Annotated in this window: 13 protein-coding genes and 1 rRNA gene; 5 read left to right on the forward strand and 9 right to left on the reverse strand. The window is 62.9% G+C overall.

What is annotated here, in order from left to right; translation table 11 throughout:
- Window positions 1–54: 54 nt before the first annotated feature.
- Window positions 55–1,878: a glycoside hydrolase family 15 protein gene (locus tag NR164_RS09585; RefSeq protein ID WP_198718278.1), complete on the forward strand. Its 1,824-nt coding sequence runs from the start codon at window positions 55–57 to the stop codon at window positions 1,876–1,878.
- Between the two features lie 155 nt (window positions 1,879–2,033).
- The gene (locus NR164_RS09590) at window positions 2,034–2,768 is read left to right on the forward strand and encodes an alpha/beta fold hydrolase (protein WP_256822678.1); all 735 of its coding nucleotides are present in this window, start codon (window positions 2,034–2,036) and stop codon (window positions 2,766–2,768) included.
- Here the strand turns inward: NR164_RS09590 and NR164_RS09595 are convergent.
- On the reverse strand, window positions 2,765–3,733 hold the full coding sequence (locus NR164_RS09595) for a GlxA family transcriptional regulator (RefSeq protein WP_017846926.1): 969 nt from the start codon (window positions 3,731–3,733) through the stop codon (window positions 2,765–2,767). The genes NR164_RS09590 and NR164_RS09595 overlap by 4 nt on opposite strands.
- An 89-nt stretch (window positions 3,734–3,822) precedes the next feature.
- On the opposite strand from NR164_RS09595, the gene inhA reads away from it, so the two are divergent.
- Window positions 3,823–4,503, forward strand: coding sequence for an isonitrile hydratase (gene inhA / locus NR164_RS09600; protein ID WP_126588504.1), 681 nt, complete (start codon window positions 3,823–3,825; stop codon window positions 4,501–4,503).
- A 114-nt stretch (window positions 4,504–4,617) separates the two neighbouring features.
- Window positions 4,618–6,072, forward strand: a complete 1,455-nt coding sequence (locus tag NR164_RS09605) for a mannose-1-phosphate guanylyltransferase/mannose-6-phosphate isomerase (RefSeq protein ID WP_126588505.1) — start codon at window positions 4,618–4,620, stop codon at window positions 6,070–6,072.
- A 3-nt stretch (window positions 6,073–6,075) separates the two neighbouring features.
- Here NR164_RS09605 and NR164_RS09610 read toward each other — a convergent pair whose 3' ends face one another.
- The 5 genes from NR164_RS09610 to NR164_RS09630 form a co-directional block, all read right to left on the reverse strand.
- On the reverse strand, window positions 6,076–6,660 hold the full coding sequence (locus NR164_RS09610) for a DUF4174 domain-containing protein (protein ID WP_256822679.1): 585 nt from the start codon (window positions 6,658–6,660) through the stop codon (window positions 6,076–6,078).
- A 130-nt stretch (window positions 6,661–6,790) separates the two neighbouring features.
- Complete coding sequence (locus NR164_RS09615; RefSeq protein ID WP_256822680.1) at window positions 6,791–8,026, reverse strand: flavin monoamine oxidase family protein; 1,236 nt, start codon at window positions 8,024–8,026, stop codon at window positions 6,791–6,793.
- Window positions 8,023–8,646, reverse strand: coding sequence for a glutathione S-transferase family protein (locus tag NR164_RS09620; protein ID WP_057004857.1), 624 nt, complete (start codon window positions 8,644–8,646; stop codon window positions 8,023–8,025). Before NR164_RS09620 ends, NR164_RS09615 begins: the two co-directional genes overlap by 4 nt.
- A 79-nt stretch (window positions 8,647–8,725) precedes the next feature.
- A complete protein-coding gene (locus NR164_RS09625; protein WP_256822681.1) occupies window positions 8,726–11,083 on the reverse strand; it encodes a DNA polymerase II in 2,358 nt (785 codons plus the stop codon).
- 91 nt (window positions 11,084–11,174) lie between these two features.
- Window positions 11,175–11,648, reverse strand: a complete 474-nt coding sequence (locus NR164_RS09630) for an SRPBCC family protein (protein WP_046384125.1) — start codon at window positions 11,646–11,648, stop codon at window positions 11,175–11,177.
- 99 nt (window positions 11,649–11,747) lie between these two features.
- On the opposite strand from NR164_RS09630, the gene NR164_RS09635 reads away from it, so the two are divergent.
- Window positions 11,748–12,149, forward strand: coding sequence for a GFA family protein (locus tag NR164_RS09635; protein ID WP_057004856.1), 402 nt, complete (start codon window positions 11,748–11,750; stop codon window positions 12,147–12,149).
- Between the two features lies 1 nt (window position 12,150).
- On the opposite strand, the gene mrdA is transcribed toward NR164_RS09635, so the two are convergent.
- The 3 genes from mrdA to rrf form a co-directional block, all read right to left on the reverse strand.
- On the reverse strand, window positions 12,151–14,043 hold the full coding sequence (gene mrdA / locus NR164_RS09640; RefSeq protein WP_079443257.1) for a penicillin-binding protein 2: 1,893 nt from the start codon (window positions 14,041–14,043) through the stop codon (window positions 12,151–12,153).
- Between the two features lie 229 nt (window positions 14,044–14,272).
- On the reverse strand, window positions 14,273–14,650 hold the full coding sequence (locus NR164_RS09645; protein ID WP_256822682.1) for a cupin domain-containing protein: 378 nt from the start codon (window positions 14,648–14,650) through the stop codon (window positions 14,273–14,275).
- A 209-nt stretch (window positions 14,651–14,859) separates the two neighbouring features.
- Window positions 14,860–14,975 (reverse strand): 5S ribosomal RNA (gene rrf / locus NR164_RS09650).
- Between the last annotated feature and the right edge of the window lie 116 nt (window positions 14,976–15,091).

A 15,091-nucleotide genomic window follows, 5' to 3' on the forward strand; every position in this document is an offset into this window, starting at 1 on the left:
AACGGATGCATCTCTCGCGGCAGCAACAAGTAGCTCTGGTGACCGGCGGCGGCAATGGTTGATTTCAAGCACGAGCCACAGAGCGCCATCGACGCCCACGGCATCATCGGCGACATGCGCAGCGCCGCCCTGGTGAACGACAAGGGCAGCATCGACTTTTTCTGCTGGCCGGAATTCGACAGCCCGTCGATCTTCTGCGCGCTGCTCGACACGCCCGACGCCGGCATTTTCCAGCTCACGCCAGACCTGCCCAACGCCCGCCGCGAACAGATCTACCTGCCCGACACCAACGTGCTGCAGACCCGCTGGCTCAGCGATGACGCCGTGGTGGAAATCACTGACCTGTTGACCATCGGTGAGGAGGACGACCTACCCCTGTTGATTCGCCGCGTGCGTGCGGTCAGCGGCCAGGTGACGATCCACCTGCGCTGCGCCGTGCGTCATGACTATGCGCGCGCGCCCACCCACGCCAGCCTCGACAACGGCACGGTGTGTTTCGCCGCCCACGGCCAGCCCGCTCTGCGCTTGTCGAGCAGCCACGCACTGCAGGTCGAAGACAACGCCGCAGTGGCCAGCTTCGTCCTGGCCCAGGAGGAAGGCGCCGAATTCGTCCTCGGCGGGCAGGACGACCCGCGCGTCGACAGCAGCTGCACCGACCTGGCGTTGACGCACACCGTGGCGTTCTGGCGCGGCTGGATTGCGCAATCGAACTACCGCGGGCGCTGGCGCGAAATGGTCAACCGCTCGGCCCTGGCCCTGAAGCTTTTGACCTCGCGCAAACATGGCGCAATCATCGCCGCCGCCACCTTCGGCCTGCCCGAATCGCCCGGCGGCGAGCGCAACTGGGACTACCGTTACACCTGGATCCGTGACGCCTCGTTCACGGTCTACGCGTTCATGCGCCTGGGGTTTGTCGACGAAGCCAACCACTACATGCGTTGGCTCAGAGGGCGGGTCAGCGACTGCAGCGACCAGCCCGTCAAGATCAACATCCTGTATGGCATCGACGGCCGCCAGCAACTGCCCGAAACTCAGCTGACGCACTTGCGCGGGCATGGCGGCGCGACGCCGGTGCGTATCGGCAATGAGGCGTTCGACCAGGTCCAACTGGACATCTACGGCGAGTTGATGGACGCGATTTATCTGGTCAACAAATACGGCGAAGCCATTTCCCACGACGGCTGGAAACACACGGTCGAACTCGCGGATCAGGTCTGTGATATCTGGAACCGCAAAGACGTGGGTATCTGGGAAATGCGCGGCGAGCAGCATCACTTCCTGCACTCGCGGCTGATGTGCTGGGTGGCGCTGGACCGTGCGATCCGCCTGGCGTCCAAACGCTCGCTGCCGGCGCCGTTCGCGCGCTGGGACCAGACGCGCCAGGCGATCTACGCGGATATCTGGGGCAATTTCTGGAACGAAGAACGCGGGCACTTTGTGCAGCATACCGGCAGCACCGCGCTGGACGGTTCGATGCTGCTCATGCCGCTGATGCGCTTCGTCGCCGCCACCGACCCGCGCTGGCTCTCGACGCTGGCAGCGATCCAGAAAAGCCTGGTGCGCGACGGCATGGTCTATCGCTATCGCAACGACGACAGCCGGATCGACGGCCTGCCAGGCACCGAAGGCGCGTTTGCCGCCTGCTCGTTCTGGTACGTCGAATGCCTGGCCCGCGCCGGGCAGGTCGAAAAGGCGCATCTGGAGTTTGAGCAGTTGCTGCGCTACGCCAACCCGCTGGGGTTGTACGCCGAAGAGTTCGACAACCAGGCGCGCCACCTGGGCAATACGCCGCAGGCGTTGAGCCATTTGGCACTGATCAGCGCGGCAACGTTTCTGGACCGCAAGTTGAGCGGCGCGAAGACGGTGTGGCAGCCTTGAACGCTACCCGTCGAGGGTCAGCGAGGCCGCGATGACGGTGGGTCGGGCAACCTGAACGCCGGACACTCTTGGCCCTCGACGCTCTCAGCCTTGTGGCGTTAATCGATCGGCGGTAGTGTCATCGGCAGTCATCGCCCACCCGATAGGAGCCCATCATGCCCATCGCCCCTGCGCTGTTTTATGTACGCACCTCGATGCTCGATGTGGCGTATGAAGCCCACGGCCCCGTCGACGGTGAACCGGTGATCCTGCTGCACGGTTTCCCCTACGACCCTCGCGGCTATGACGATATCGCCCCGGCCCTGGCCGAGCGCGGCTGTCGGGTGTGGGTGCCGTACCTGCGTGGTTATGGCCCGACGCGGTTTATCAACGCGCAGATGATGCGCTCCGGGCAACAGGCCGCGTTGGCCAAGGACCTGCTGGAGTTCATGGATGCGCTGTGTATCCCGCGGGCCACCCTGGCGGGCTATGACTGGGGTGGGCGTGCCGCCTGTATTGTCGCGGCACTGTGGCCGGAGCGCGTGCGCGGGTTGGTGAGCGGGGACGGCTACAACATCCAGGACATTGCCAAGTCGCTCGAGCCCAGGCCGCCAGAGACGGAGCATCGGTTGTGGTACCAGTACTACTTCCACACCCAGCGTGGCGTGGATGGGTTGACCGCCAATCGCCGGGCGTTTTGCCAATTGCTGTGGTCACTGTGGTCGCCCTCCTGGGCGGCAGGCCCCAGCCTCTATGGCCAGAGTGCGCCATCGTTCGATAACCCGGACTTTGTCGACGCGCAGCACTTCAGCGGCTTCTATCGGCGGCAGGTGTTGCCCGGCGTCGGCCACAATATCCCTCAGGAAGCGCCGCAAGCGACCCTTGAGGCACTCCTGGAATTGCTCGCCTAGGCCGCTGGCGAAAAGCGCTCGCGATAAGCCTGCGGCGTGACTGACAAGACCCGCAGGAAGCTGCGCCGCAAGGTCTCTTCACAACCAAACCCGCACTGCACGGCGATGCGTTTGATCGATGTGCTGCTGTCCGCCAGTTGCCGGCGGGCGGTTTCGACGCGGATCAGTTCGACCGCGCGCGCGGGGGTCTGGCCGGTTTCGGCGCGGTAGTGACGCACGAAGCTGCGCTCGCTCATGCCGGCCTGGGCGGCCAGGGTGGCGAGGGTCAGGTCGAGGGTCAGGTGCTCCGCGATCCACGCGTGCAACTCGGCAAAGCGGCTGTCGCCTTTTTGCAATGACAAGGTCACGCTGAACTGCGATTGGCCACCGGGGCGTTTGAGGAAAACCACCAGGTGCCGCGCGACTTCCAGGGCCACGGCGCGGCCCAGGTCTTGTTCCACCAAGGCCAGGCACAGATCGATCCCGGCGGTTACACCGGCCGACGTCCAAACGGTGCCCTGCTGGATGAAAATCGGGTTGGCCTCCACCGTCAGCGCCGGGAACTTGCGCGCCAGCTCTTCACAGCGTGTCCAGTGCGTCGCCACGCGACAGCCGTCGAGCAAACCACTGGCCGCCAGCAGAAAAGCCCCGGTACACACCGAGGCCATGCGCCGGGTGTGCCGGGCTTTTTCGCGCACCCAGTCCACCAGCGCCAGGTCTTCGGCGGCGCCGTAGACACCCCAGCCGCCGGCGATGAGCAGGGTGTCGCAAGGCGTGTCGACGGCGGGCAACGGCTCGGCCACCAGCGCCAGGCCGGCGGAGGTCATCACCGGCGCCGCCTGGGCGGCGATCACCGAAACCGCGTAGGGCAACGGCGCACCGCGCTGGCGCGCAAGGTCGTTGGCCGAGGCGAACACCTGCAAGGGCCCGGTCACGTCGAGCACTTGGGCATTATCAAAAGCGAGTACATGAATGATGCGCGGCATGTTTGGCGTGATTCGTGGGTTCAATGGCGTATTCGCCAAAGCCTAGGCCTCTAGAGTGAAACCGTCCACCCCTTATCGGAGCTTCATTCATGACCTTGCAGATCGGCTTTCTGTTGTTCCCCGGCATCCAGCAACTGGACCTCACCGGCCCCTATGACGTCTTGGGCTCACTACCGGATGTGAAGTTGCACCTGGTGTGGAAAGACCTTTCGCCGGTCACCTCCAGCACCGGGCTGGTGTTCACGCCGACCATGACCTACGCCGATTGCCCACACCTGGATGTGCTCTGCGTCCCTGGCGGCAGCGGCGTCGGCCCGTTGATGGAAGACCCGCAGACCCTCGACTTCCTCAGGGTCCAGGCGCTCACCGCGCGCTATATCACCTCGGTATGCACCGGTTCGCTGGTGCTCGGTGCGGCCGGTTTGCTGCGCGGGCGCAAGGCCACCACCCATTGGGCCTACCACGACCTGCTCGCCCCGCTCGGCGCCATTCCGGTTCAGGCGCGCGTGGTGCGTGACGGCAACCTGCTCACCGGCGGCGGGATCACTGCGGGGATCGACTTCGCCCTGACCCTGGCCGCTGAGCTGTACGACGAAGCAACAGCGCAATTGGTGCAGTTGCAGATCGAATACGCCCCGGCGCCACCGTTCAATGCCGGCCGGCCGGATACCGCGCCGAAGGCCGTGCTGGAAGAGGCCAACAAACGCACGGCCGAGTCGCGCAAGGTCCGCGCAGAAATCACTGCGCGGGCGGCAGCGCGCCTGGGTTGATACGCGTCGCAGTTGCCGCTGCGCGGCGGGTCGCCGATGATACGGGGCAGCGCGATTGCGACGAAGCTCGATTCCGAAGCGCGGGCTGCCCTTTCCCCCCCAAGAAGTTTATTGATGAATACCCACGACGGATTAATTCCCTGCATCATTTCCGGCGGTTCGGGTACCCGACTGTGGCCAGTCTCCCGGCAGAACATGCCCAAGCCGTTCATGCGTATGCGCGATGGCCAGAGCCTGCTGCAGAAAACCTTCCTGCGCGCCAGCCGCCTGCCCGGGGTGGAAAACGTGCTGACGGTCACCAACCGTGACCTGCTGTTTCGCACGCTGGATGACTACCGCCTGGTGAACACAGCCCGCCTGCCCCTGGACTTGTTGCTGGAGCCCTTCGGCCGCAACACGGCAGCGGCGATGGCGGTGGCGGCGCTGCATGTGCTGGAGCACTTCGGCGACGACGCACCGTTGCTGGTGATGCCCGCCGACCACTTGATCCTCAATGAAAGCGCGTTCGCCGCGGCCGTGAGCCAGGCCCGCGAGCTGGCCGCAGCCGGCTACCTGGTGACCTTCGGTATTGAGCCTGATCGCCCGGAAACCGGCTTCGGCTACATCGAACAAGGCGCCGCGTTGAGTGCGGGAAACCGGGTCAAACGCTTTGTCGAAAAACCCGACCTGGCCACCGCGCAAGGCTACCTCGACGGCGGCCAGCACCTGTGGAACGCCGGCATATTCTGCTTCAAGGCCAGCACCCTGGTGAACGAGCTGACCACCCACGCCCCGCAGGTGCTGGCGGCCGCCAAGGCCGCGCTGGCGCACAGCCAGAGCCTGCAGAATACAACCTCGCGCCAGCGCGAACTGGATGCCGATGGCTTCGGCGGCGCGCCGGACCTGTCCATCGACGTGGCGTTGATGGAGAAGTCCACGCAGGTGGCCGTGGTGCCCTGCGATATCGGCTGGAGCGATATCGGCTCCTGGGAAACCCTGCGCCAGCTCACCCCCAGCGATGCCCAGGGCAATCAGGTCAATGGCGAAGCGATTCTGCATGACGTCCACAACTGCTACATCGACTCGCCCAGGCGGGTATTGGGCGTGGTGGGCGTGCGCGACCTGATCATCGTCGACACCGCCGACGCCCTGCTGATCGCCGATGCCCACCGCAGCCAGGATGTGCGCCACATCGTGGCCGAGCTCAAGCGCCAGAACCATCCGGCGTACAACCTGCACCGCACGGTGACGCGGCCATGGGGCACCTACACGGTGCTGGAGGAGAGTGCGCGCTTCAAGATCAAGCGCATTGTGGTCAAGCCGCTGGCGTCACTGTCGCTGCAGATGCATCACCATCGCAGCGAACACTGGGTGGTGGTCAGCGGTACCGCGCAGATCACCAATGGCGAGCGGGAATTGTTGATCAACGCCAACGAGTCCACCTACATTCCGGCCGGGCACAAACACCGCCTGACCAACCCCGGCAGCATCGAGCTGGTGATGATCGAGGTGCAGAGCGGCGAGTACCTGGGCGAAGACGACATTGTGCGCTTCGATGATATCTATGGGCGCGCGCCCGCCGAAGGATAAGCCTCAGTCATCCAATGGCTGAGGGGCCGGTTTGCTGCCGGGTTTCGCCGGTTTGTCGGGCTTGGCGTTCTTGCCTGGCGCGGGGGCGACAGGTTCGGGTTCCGCAACGGCAGCCGCTTCTTTCTCGGCCATCGGCATCTGGTCGATGGCGCTGAAAAACTCGCTCAAGTTGAGGGTATCCGGCGGCACGGTCTTCTCGACTTTCTTCTCGCCGTCCTTGCCGACCAGGATCACTTTGGTGCCGCTGCCGGCGCCTAATTTGAGGGCGCGGATCAGCGCGTTGGTTTCAGGCGGGGCAAGCTTCTTGTTGTCCTTGGGGTCCTTGGCGAACTTCTCCCCTTCGGCACCGATGCTGCCGAACTTCACGGTGTACAACACCATGCCGCGCTCTTCAAAGGACTGCTTGGTGGCAGGCTCGTCCAGCTGTTTCTTGAGCTTGGCCAATGTGTCATTGCCGGAATCAAGCTCCACCACCACCAGCGGCCGGGCCTTGCCCAAATCCTGCTTGAGCGGGTTGATATCATCAGCAGCCAACAACGGCCCCGTAAAAGCCATCAAGGTAGCCAGGGTCAGCGACCGGATGAGCATGCGTACCTCCTTTGAATTCCATGCAGGGTTCTTGAGTTTCATGTCTGCGACAGCCAAATTCAAGGATGATTCCTACACCGCCTTGAGAAAGCGTAGGTCAGGACGCCGGCTACGCAAGGGGTGACGAGTGCTAGCAGTCATTGTTTCCTTTGATTGCGCAGGCCCAGGCCGCAAGTTTTTCGCAGGCTTGCAGTGCGATCTGCTCGTCAAGCTTGCCTCGATAGTGCCGGTCCACCGCATCACCGGCGATCAACCCGGCAATCAGCGGCGCACCCACGGCATCGGTCAAATCCAGCCACTCCCCCCAATTGGCGGGGTGATCGTACCAACGCAGATAACCATCGCGGGAAACCGGCCACCAGCGCTGGTCGAATTGCAGCACGACCTTTTCCAGGCGGCCCATGGTGAAAAACGCCAGGGCCTCTCGGTAAGCCGTCGGCAAGCCTGGCGTAAAGTGCAGGTGTTTGAGTACCGGTATCGGCACCGTGCAGATGCAGGCATCTGCATTGAGGGCATCGACCCACACGCCGTGCTCGTCCCAGGCAACGTGCTGCACGGGGTGATTGAGGTGGATATTCAGGCCGCTGGCGGCGTCTTCCAGTAATTGCCGATAGCCTTGAGGCAGAAACTGGTCGCCGTGGCCAACGCCCTCCTCGTCGAGCGTATGCGTCGACAACTGGTCCAGGGGCAACCCGGCTTCGAGGATCAGGTTAGCGTCGATGGCATAGCGAGCAGCGCGGCGTTCGGGGGCATTGAGGGTCGCAAGGTACTGATCGATGCCCTGCGCCAAGGGTTGATGACGATCAATGGCCTGTTTCAAGCGTTCATACGCGCCATTGATGTCCGGTACGGGGCCATCCCACGCGGCAGCCAATGGTTGCGAGAAATCGGTAGGCCGTCGCTCCAGGCCCAACTGCTCGGCACGTCGGGCCAGCGGGTTGAGGCCATAGTGCTGCAACCAGGCGGCCCCCGCATCCACCGTATGGTCACCCAGGGCCACACTGTTCACGCGCCCGCCGATGCGGTTGCGCGCCTCGAGTACGCGCACCTCCAAACCCTGCGCCTGCAACGCACGTGCGGCACTCAGGCCGGCAAACCCGGCACCGATAACGATGACCCTGCGGGCGCGGGTGCCGGCCACCGCATTCGCAGCGCGGATGCCACTGTCCCAAGCGCTGTGGGTCATGGCGCAATGATCGTGGTTGAAGGCTTCCCCAGCGAGGAACAGACGATTATCAATCGGCGTCGAGAGCAGGCGCCGCAGGCTCACATCGCCTCCCGGCAACATTGCGCTGTAGGCACCTTGGCTATAGGGGTCGTCGCACCAGCGCGTGACGTGCCAGGCGACAGGACGCGGCACTGTCATTGCTGCGGCCAATGCCGAGCGAACACCGGCGCTACGAGCGGGTCGGCGTCCACCCGGGCCAGGGTCTGGGCGAACGCCGGCCGCGAGTCTTGCAACGCCTCTCGCGCCGCATCCCAGCGCGACACCGCCGCCGCCATGATGCCCAGGGCATTCGGCTGTTGGTCGGGGGCGAACAATTGGTCGGCAAACTGATCGGCGAACACCCTCCAGGCCTGGTGCAGGTAGTGGCGCGTGCCGCTGATCAATTGCGCTTGCGCCGCCTCATCGGCGTTGCCCAGCCAGCGTTGCGGGTAGTCGATGATGCCGATCGCCGAGTAGCAATTGGCGGCGATGTACACCAGGCCGCGGAGGATCTGGCCGCGGTTGCCGGCGAGCAGGTTGGCGGCCGGGAATTCCAGGCCCAGGTGGATCAGGATCGCCGCGCTTTCCGTCAGTACCTGGCCGTCCGGCGTGACCAACGTGGGGATCTGTTTGAGCGGGTTGATCCGTGCGAGCGCTGCACTGCCTTCGCCGTCCTGCCAGGAGCTGGCGTCCACCCGATGCCACGGCACCGCGCAACGCGGCAGGGCAATTTCAATCATGCATGAGCCGGAGTCGTCGGTGCCGTAGAGCGTGTACATGGGGGTTCCTCCTGAATGTCATGTAGCAGTTGCCGAGCACGCCAACAGCGTAGACGCTTAGCCACGCGAGGCAAGTACTTCAGAACAGGCCCATTTGCCCGCCGACCAGGGTGCCGAAGTCGTCATTCACAAACGGCAGAATCGCATCGGCCACCGGCTGCAATTGCCGCGTGACGTAGTGGTCGTAGTCGATCGGGGCCTGGCGCACTTCCAGCGGCTCCGGGCCGTTGACGGTGATCACGTAGCTGATCCAACCGCCGCGCTGGTACTGACGCGGGCGGTTCATGCGGTCGTTGTAGTCGTCGGCCAGGCGCGCGGCGCGCACGTGGGGCGGGACGTTGCGCTCGTAGTCGTCCAACCGGCGGCGCAGGCGCTTGCGGTAGATCAGCAACTCGTCGAATTCGCCGCTCAAGGTGCGCCGCACGTAGTCGCGCACGTAATCCTGATGGGGCTGGCGGTGGAAGATGCGCTGGTAGAGTTCCTGCTGGAATTGCCGGGCCAGGGGCGACCAGTCGCTGCGCACGGTTTCCAGGCCCTTGTAGACCATCTCTTCGCTGCCATCGCCGCGCACCACCAACCCGGCGTACCGCTTCTTGCTGCCCTCCTCGGCGCCGCGAATGGTCGGCATGAGGAAGCGCGTGAAGTGGGTTTCGTATTGCAACTCCAGCGCGCTGTGCAGGCCGAATGCGTTGTGCAAATGCGCGCGCCACCAATCGTTGACGTGCTGCACCAGCGCCTGGCCGATGCGGCGGGCGTCCTCCTGGGAATGCGCGCTGCCGAGCCAGACGAAGGTCGAATCGGTGTCGCCGTAGATCACTTCATACCCCTGGGCTTCGACCAGTTCGCGGGTCTGGCGCATGATCTGATGGCCGCGCAGGGTGATCGAGGACGCCAGGCGCGTATCGAAGAAGCGGCAACCGCTGGAGCCGAGCACGCCGTAGAAGGCGTTCATGATGATTTTCAGCGCTTGGGACAACGGTGCATTGTGTTCGCGCTTGGCCTCTTCGCGGCCTTCGGAGATGCGCGCGACGATGGCGGGCAGGCAGTGCCGGGTGCGGGAAAACCGTGCGCCGCGAAAGCCTTCCACCGACGCACTGTCATCGGGGTGCTTGAGGCCTTCGACCAGGCCTACGGGGTCGATCAGGAAGCTGCGGATGATCGACGGGTAGAGGCTTTTGTAGTCCAGCACCAACACCGATTCGTAGAGGCCGGGGCGTGAATCCATGACAAACCCGCCGGGGCTGGCCTGGGGCGGTTTGTCGCCCAGGTTCGGCGCGACGAAGCCCTGACGGTGCATCAGCGGCATGTACAAGTGGGTGAATGCGGCCACGGAGCCACCGTTGCGGTCGGCTGGCAAGCCAGTGACGCTGGCGCGTTCGAGCAGGAACTTGAGCAGCTCGGTCTTGGCGAAAATCCGCGTGACCAGTTCGCAGTCCTTGAGGTTGTAACGCGCCAGGGCCGGCTTGTCCTCGGCGAACATGCGGTTGATCTCGTCCATGCGCTGGTACGGCGTGGAGATGTCCTTGCCTTCGCCGAGCAGGGTTTGCGCGACGTTTTCCAGGCTGAAGGATTCAAAACTCCAGGTGGCCGAGCGCAGCGCTTCGATACCGTCGATGATCAACCGCCCCGCCGCGGCCGCGAAGTAATGATTGCGGCTGCCGTGTTCGCGCCAGGTCATGGGCTCTTCGCCGCGGCCAAGCAGGAGCGGCACGTTGAGGCGCTGGGCATGTTCGTGGAGCACGCGCAGGTCGAACTGCACCACGTTCCAGCCGATGATCGCATCGGGGTCATGGGTGGCCAGCCACTGGTTGAGGCGTTCGAGCAATTGGCCGCGGGTGTCGCAGTAGTCGAGCTTGAAGTCCACCGCGTCGCTCTTGTTCGGCGGGCCGAGCATGTACACCTGGCGCTCGCCGCAGCCTTCGAGGGCGATGGAATACAGATCGCCCTGAGCGGTGGTCTCGATGTCCAGGGACACCAGTTTGAGCGGCGGACGGTAGTCGGGGGCGGGTTTCATCTGCGCTTCGAGCAGCGCACCGCTGGCATCGGGCGTGCCGTCGAACCACACGGGGGCGGTGATGAAACGCTCCATCATGTAGCGCTCGGGCGGGCGCACGTCACCTTCGTAGACATCGACACCGGCGGCGCGCAGGCGCTTTTCCAGGTCCATCAGTTGCCGATGCTGGCGGGTGTAGAGGCCTAATACCTTGCGGTGATGGAAATCGCACAGCGCCAGCGGGCGCAATTCGATATCGCGCTCGTCTTTGAGCAGCCAATCCAGCGGCTTGCGATGGGCTTCGGGGATGAATATCACCGAGCTTTGCACGGGGAGGCGAATAAGCCGCGGCCCCTGGTCGGTGGCCAGCCAGAAGCTGACCTGCGTCCCCGCCGGGGTGTCACGCCAATGCCGGGTCAGGACAAAACCCTGCTGTAAATCCACCGTGCCGCACCTCAGGAATCACGTTCAGGGCGTGATTCTACCCGGCATCCGGCCAAACGCAGCACGTTAACGCGCACAGAGCGCAATCGCCTCAGGCGATGCCTTGGTGGAAGTGGCTCAGGTAGCCTTCGATATTGCGCATTTGCTCGTCCCAGCCGCGGGAATTCATTTTGAAGGCTTTCAGGCGGCGGGCTTCGGGCACTGCGTCGAAGCCCGATTCAACGACCCGCAGCAGAATGCCCGGGGCGCGGTCTTCAACGGTGAACTCCACCAGCGTCGGTGTTTCCTTGTCGTAGTCGAAGCCCTTTTCGACGGCGAAGGGGTGCCACGAGAAAGAAAACCGCGTCTGCGGCAGGATGCGTTCGATCTTGGCTTTCCAGATCACGTGTTCGTAACCTGGGTAAGTGATCGGCGCTTCGATCGTTTCCCCGGCGACAAAGGTCTTGCCCTTGAGGGCGATGCCAAACCAGCGGCCGAATTGCTCGGCATCGGTGAGTGCCTCCCACACTTTTTTGCGTGGAGCGTTCAGTAGGACTTTCCGTTCTATACGATCTGATACGTGCATACGTCACCTCCTCCATTGACAGTAGGCGACATCGACTAATGCGCAACCTTGGGTTCTGCGCGATGATGATGCCCCCGTTGTTGTCCAGGCCCTTAGGTTATGACTGACCCGTTGAATGGAAGTTGCTTCTGTAAAGCCGTGCGCTACCAGGTGGACAGCCTGGACATGCCCATCAGCCACTGCCACTGCGACAGCTGTCGCAAGGTGCATGCGGCAGCGTTTGTGAGCACCGCCGGCGTAATGCGTGAGCACTTTCGCTGGACCCAGGGCGAAGAACTGTTGGCGGCCTTCGAATCCTCGCCAGGCAAATTCAGGCGCTTCTGCTCGCGCTGTGGCTCACACCTGATGGCCGAGCGCGGGCATCAGCCCCATGTGATTGTGCGGGTGGCGACGCTGGACGATGATCCGGGCATCAGGCCCACCGCGCACATCTGGACGGCCCACGATGTGCCGTGGCTCGCGCATGAGGGCGTGCAGCAGTGGGACGAATGGCAGCTGTGAGTCAGACGTGGGGGTCGCCGGGGGCTTTGCTCGGCGTCGCATATTGCGGCTTCAAGTGGCCTTCGTGGTCGAGCAGCCAGGCGTCCATGATCTGGCGCACCACCGGACCTGCGACGCGGCCACCGGCCTCGCCGTTTTCGATCATCACCGAAATCACGATCTGGGGGTGCTCCGCTGGCGCAAACCCGACAAACAGCGCGTTGTCACGGTGGCGCTCCTGGGTTTTGTCGCGGTTGTAGCGCTCGCCCTGTTTGATCGCCACCACCTGCGCGGTACCACTCTTGCCGGCGATGCGGTATTGCGCGCCTTGCGCGGCCGCCCGGGCGATCCCGCGCGGGTCGTGCATCACCAGTTGCATCCCGTGGTTGACCTGCTCCCAGTCACGCGGGTTCTTGAGGACCACGTTGGGCATCGGGTGCTCGTCCACCGGCGCCACGCCGTTGATGGTCTTGGCCAGGTGCGGCCGATTCCACACGCCTTTGTTGGCAATCAACGCAGTGGCCTGGGCCAGTTGCAGCGGCGTGACTTGCATATAACCCTGGCCGATGCCGAGGATCACCGTTTCGCCCGGGAACCAGGGCTGACGCCGGGTCGCGCGCTTCCAGGCCTGGGACGGCATCAGGCCGGCCGACTCTTCGAACATGTCCAGGGAGACTTTCTGGCCGAGGCCGAACTCGGCTAGGTAGTCGTGCAGGCGGTCGATGCCGAGCTTGTGGGCCAGGTCGTAAAAATAGGTGTCGTTGGAGCGCATGATGGCGGCGTCCATATCCACCCAACCGTCGCCGCTGTGGTTCCAGTTGCGGTATTTGTGGTCAAAGTCGGGCAATTGGTAGTAACCGGGGTCGAACACGCGGGTCTGGGCCGTCACTACCCCGCTGTCGAGACCCGCGATGGCCACTTCCGGCTTGATCGTCGAACCCGGCGCATAGAGACCGCGCAGGACGCGGTTGAACAGCGGCCGGTCGATGGAATCATGCAGGGCGGCGTATTCCTTGAAGCTGATGCCAGTGACGAACAGGTTAGGGTCGAAGCTGGGCTTGCTGACCATCGCCAGTACTTCGCCAGTTTGCGGGTCGAGGGCTACCACGGAGCCACGACGATCGCCCAGCGCCTCTTCCGCCGCTTCCTGGAGTTTGACATCGAGGCTCAGCACGATGTTTTTGCCGGGGATCGGGTCGGTATGCTTGAGCACACGCAGTACGCGCCCCTGTGCATTGGTCTCGACTTCTTCATAGCCGACATGACCATGCAGTTCTGACTCGTAGAAACGCTCGATGCCGGTCTTGCCGATGGACTGCGTGCCGCGGTACTCCACCGAGTCGAGGGCCTTGGATTCTTTTTCGTTGATGCGGCCAACGTAACCGATGGAGTGAGCGAAATGCGCGCCCAGGGGGTAGTGGCGGACGAATTGCGGTTCGACGTCTACACCGGGCAGGCGGAATTCGTTGACGGCGAGTTCGGCGATCTGTTCTTCGGTCAGCTCATAAAACAACGTAACCGGAACAAAAGGATGCCGCGCCTGCTTCAGCGCCTTGTCGAATACGGCACGGTCTTCTGCCGGCAGGTGCAGCAGGCTGACGATCGCGTCCAGTTCGCCCTTGAGGTCGGTGGTGCGCTCGCGGGTGATGGTCAGGTTGTAGCTTGGACGGTTGTCGGCCAGCACGACGCCATTGCGGTCATAGATCAAGCCGCGAGTCGGTGTGATGGGCAGTACGTGGACACGGTTGTTTTCAGAAATCGTCGAGTGATACTCGAATTGCACGACCTGCAGGAAATACAGGCGGCCCACCAGGGCGCAGGTGATGCCGATCACCAACAAGGCGCAGGCGAGCAGGCGCTTGTTGACCAGGCGGTTTTCGTTTTCGTGGTCTTTGATCGGTATTGGTTGAGGCATTTCTACAGCATCTCGTTGAAAAAGGTCGACGCCGCGTCCTGCGGATAAAAGCTCAATCCTTGTGAAAATGTGCTGCACCATAACAAAAATGCAGAAACACTTTGCACCGATTTCCCCAACGGTACCTGGGAAGAGCCGTGTGGTGCCGTTGAGTCAGACGGCACCGAGCATCAGGGGATGAGGCTACTGTTACCAGATGGCAACGGTGGCCTCGAACAGCAGGGGGATTTCAGATCCACAGGTCGTTCATGGCGGTGCGGTCTCCCCCTTCATGGCCGGTGTTCAAGATGCCGCGTGGTTCGATCATCATCAATTTGGCTTCGCCTTCGGCGGCGGTCCGATGCTCTATTTCGCGAGGAACGACATACAGCTCACCCGGTGCCACATACACGGGACCGTCCGGAAGGTCGATGCGCAGTGTCCCTTCAAGCACGAAAAACGCCTCGTCGGTTTCTGGATGTGAGTGCCAGATGAACTCGCCTTCGATGCGTACAACCTTGAACTGGTAGTCGTTCATCTCGGCGACGACTCTCGGGCTCCACTGTTCACTGATGAGCGAAGCCTTTTGCGCGAGATTGACAGGTTGTGCTGGGTGCTGCTGAGTCATGACAGATCCTCTGGTAGGTGAGAGTTGTCAGACTATCGAAGGAAGGGTCGAGCGCTCTTGTACGATCTTGCAGCTTGAGGAGAGCGATACAAAAGCCTTTAGTAGACACTGCCAAGGAAGCACTGAAGACCACCGCAATGAGGCGCCCTTTCCGACCGCCCAAAACAAAACCCCTGTCTGCGTGAGCAAACAGGGGTTCTGGAATTTAATCTTGACGATGACCTACTCTCACATGGGGAAACCCCACACTACCATCGGCGATGCATCGTTTCACTGCTGAGTTCGGGATGGGATCAGGTGGTTCCAATGCTCTATGGTCGTCAAGAAATTCGGGTACTGAGTCGTGGCCTGATGGCCTCGCTTCAGCAAATTGGGTATGTGATAGCTTTCGGTGTTTTGTAAGAGTCGAACTTTCGGTTCGTTTCGTCTTCACACACCGCA

Origin of the sequence: Pseudomonas sp. Pse79 (assembly GCF_024519615.1) — a bacterium.
GTDB lineage: Bacteria > Pseudomonadota > Gammaproteobacteria > Pseudomonadales > Pseudomonadaceae > Aquipseudomonas > Aquipseudomonas veronii.

Bases quoted from the DNA above. Each gene is read 5' to 3' on its own strand.
- mrdA (WP_079443257.1), bottom strand. From the start codon at position 14,043: ATGCCTCAACCAATACCGATCAAAGACCACGAAAACGAAAACCGCCTG.
- NR164_RS09635 (WP_057004856.1), top strand. From the start codon at position 11,748: ATGACTGACCCGTTGAATGGAAGTTGCTTCTGTAAAGCCGTGCGCTAC.
- NR164_RS09610 (WP_256822679.1), bottom strand. From the start codon at position 6,660: ATGCTCATCCGGTCGCTGACCCTGGCTACCTTGATGGCTTTTACGGGG.
- NR164_RS09645 (WP_256822682.1), bottom strand. From the start codon at position 14,650: ATGACTCAGCAGCACCCAGCACAACCTGTCAATCTCGCGCAAAAGGCT.
- NR164_RS09605 (WP_126588505.1), top strand. From the start codon at position 4,618: ATGAATACCCACGACGGATTAATTCCCTGCATCATTTCCGGCGGTTCG.
- NR164_RS09585 (WP_198718278.1), top strand. From the start codon at position 55: ATGGTTGATTTCAAGCACGAGCCACAGAGCGCCATCGACGCCCACGGC.
- inhA (WP_126588504.1), top strand. From the start codon at position 3,823: ATGACCTTGCAGATCGGCTTTCTGTTGTTCCCCGGCATCCAGCAACTG.
- NR164_RS09615 (WP_256822680.1), bottom strand. From the start codon at position 8,026: ATGACAGTGCCGCGTCCTGTCGCCTGGCACGTCACGCGCTGGTGCGAC.
- NR164_RS09590 (WP_256822678.1), top strand. From the start codon at position 2,034: ATGCCCATCGCCCCTGCGCTGTTTTATGTACGCACCTCGATGCTCGAT.
- NR164_RS09630 (WP_046384125.1), bottom strand. From the start codon at position 11,648: ATGCACGTATCAGATCGTATAGAACGGAAAGTCCTACTGAACGCTCCA.
- NR164_RS09620 (WP_057004857.1), bottom strand. From the start codon at position 8,646: ATGTACACGCTCTACGGCACCGACGACTCCGGCTCATGCATGATTGAA.
- NR164_RS09595 (WP_017846926.1), bottom strand. From the start codon at position 3,733: ATGCCGCGCATCATTCATGTACTCGCTTTTGATAATGCCCAAGTGCTC.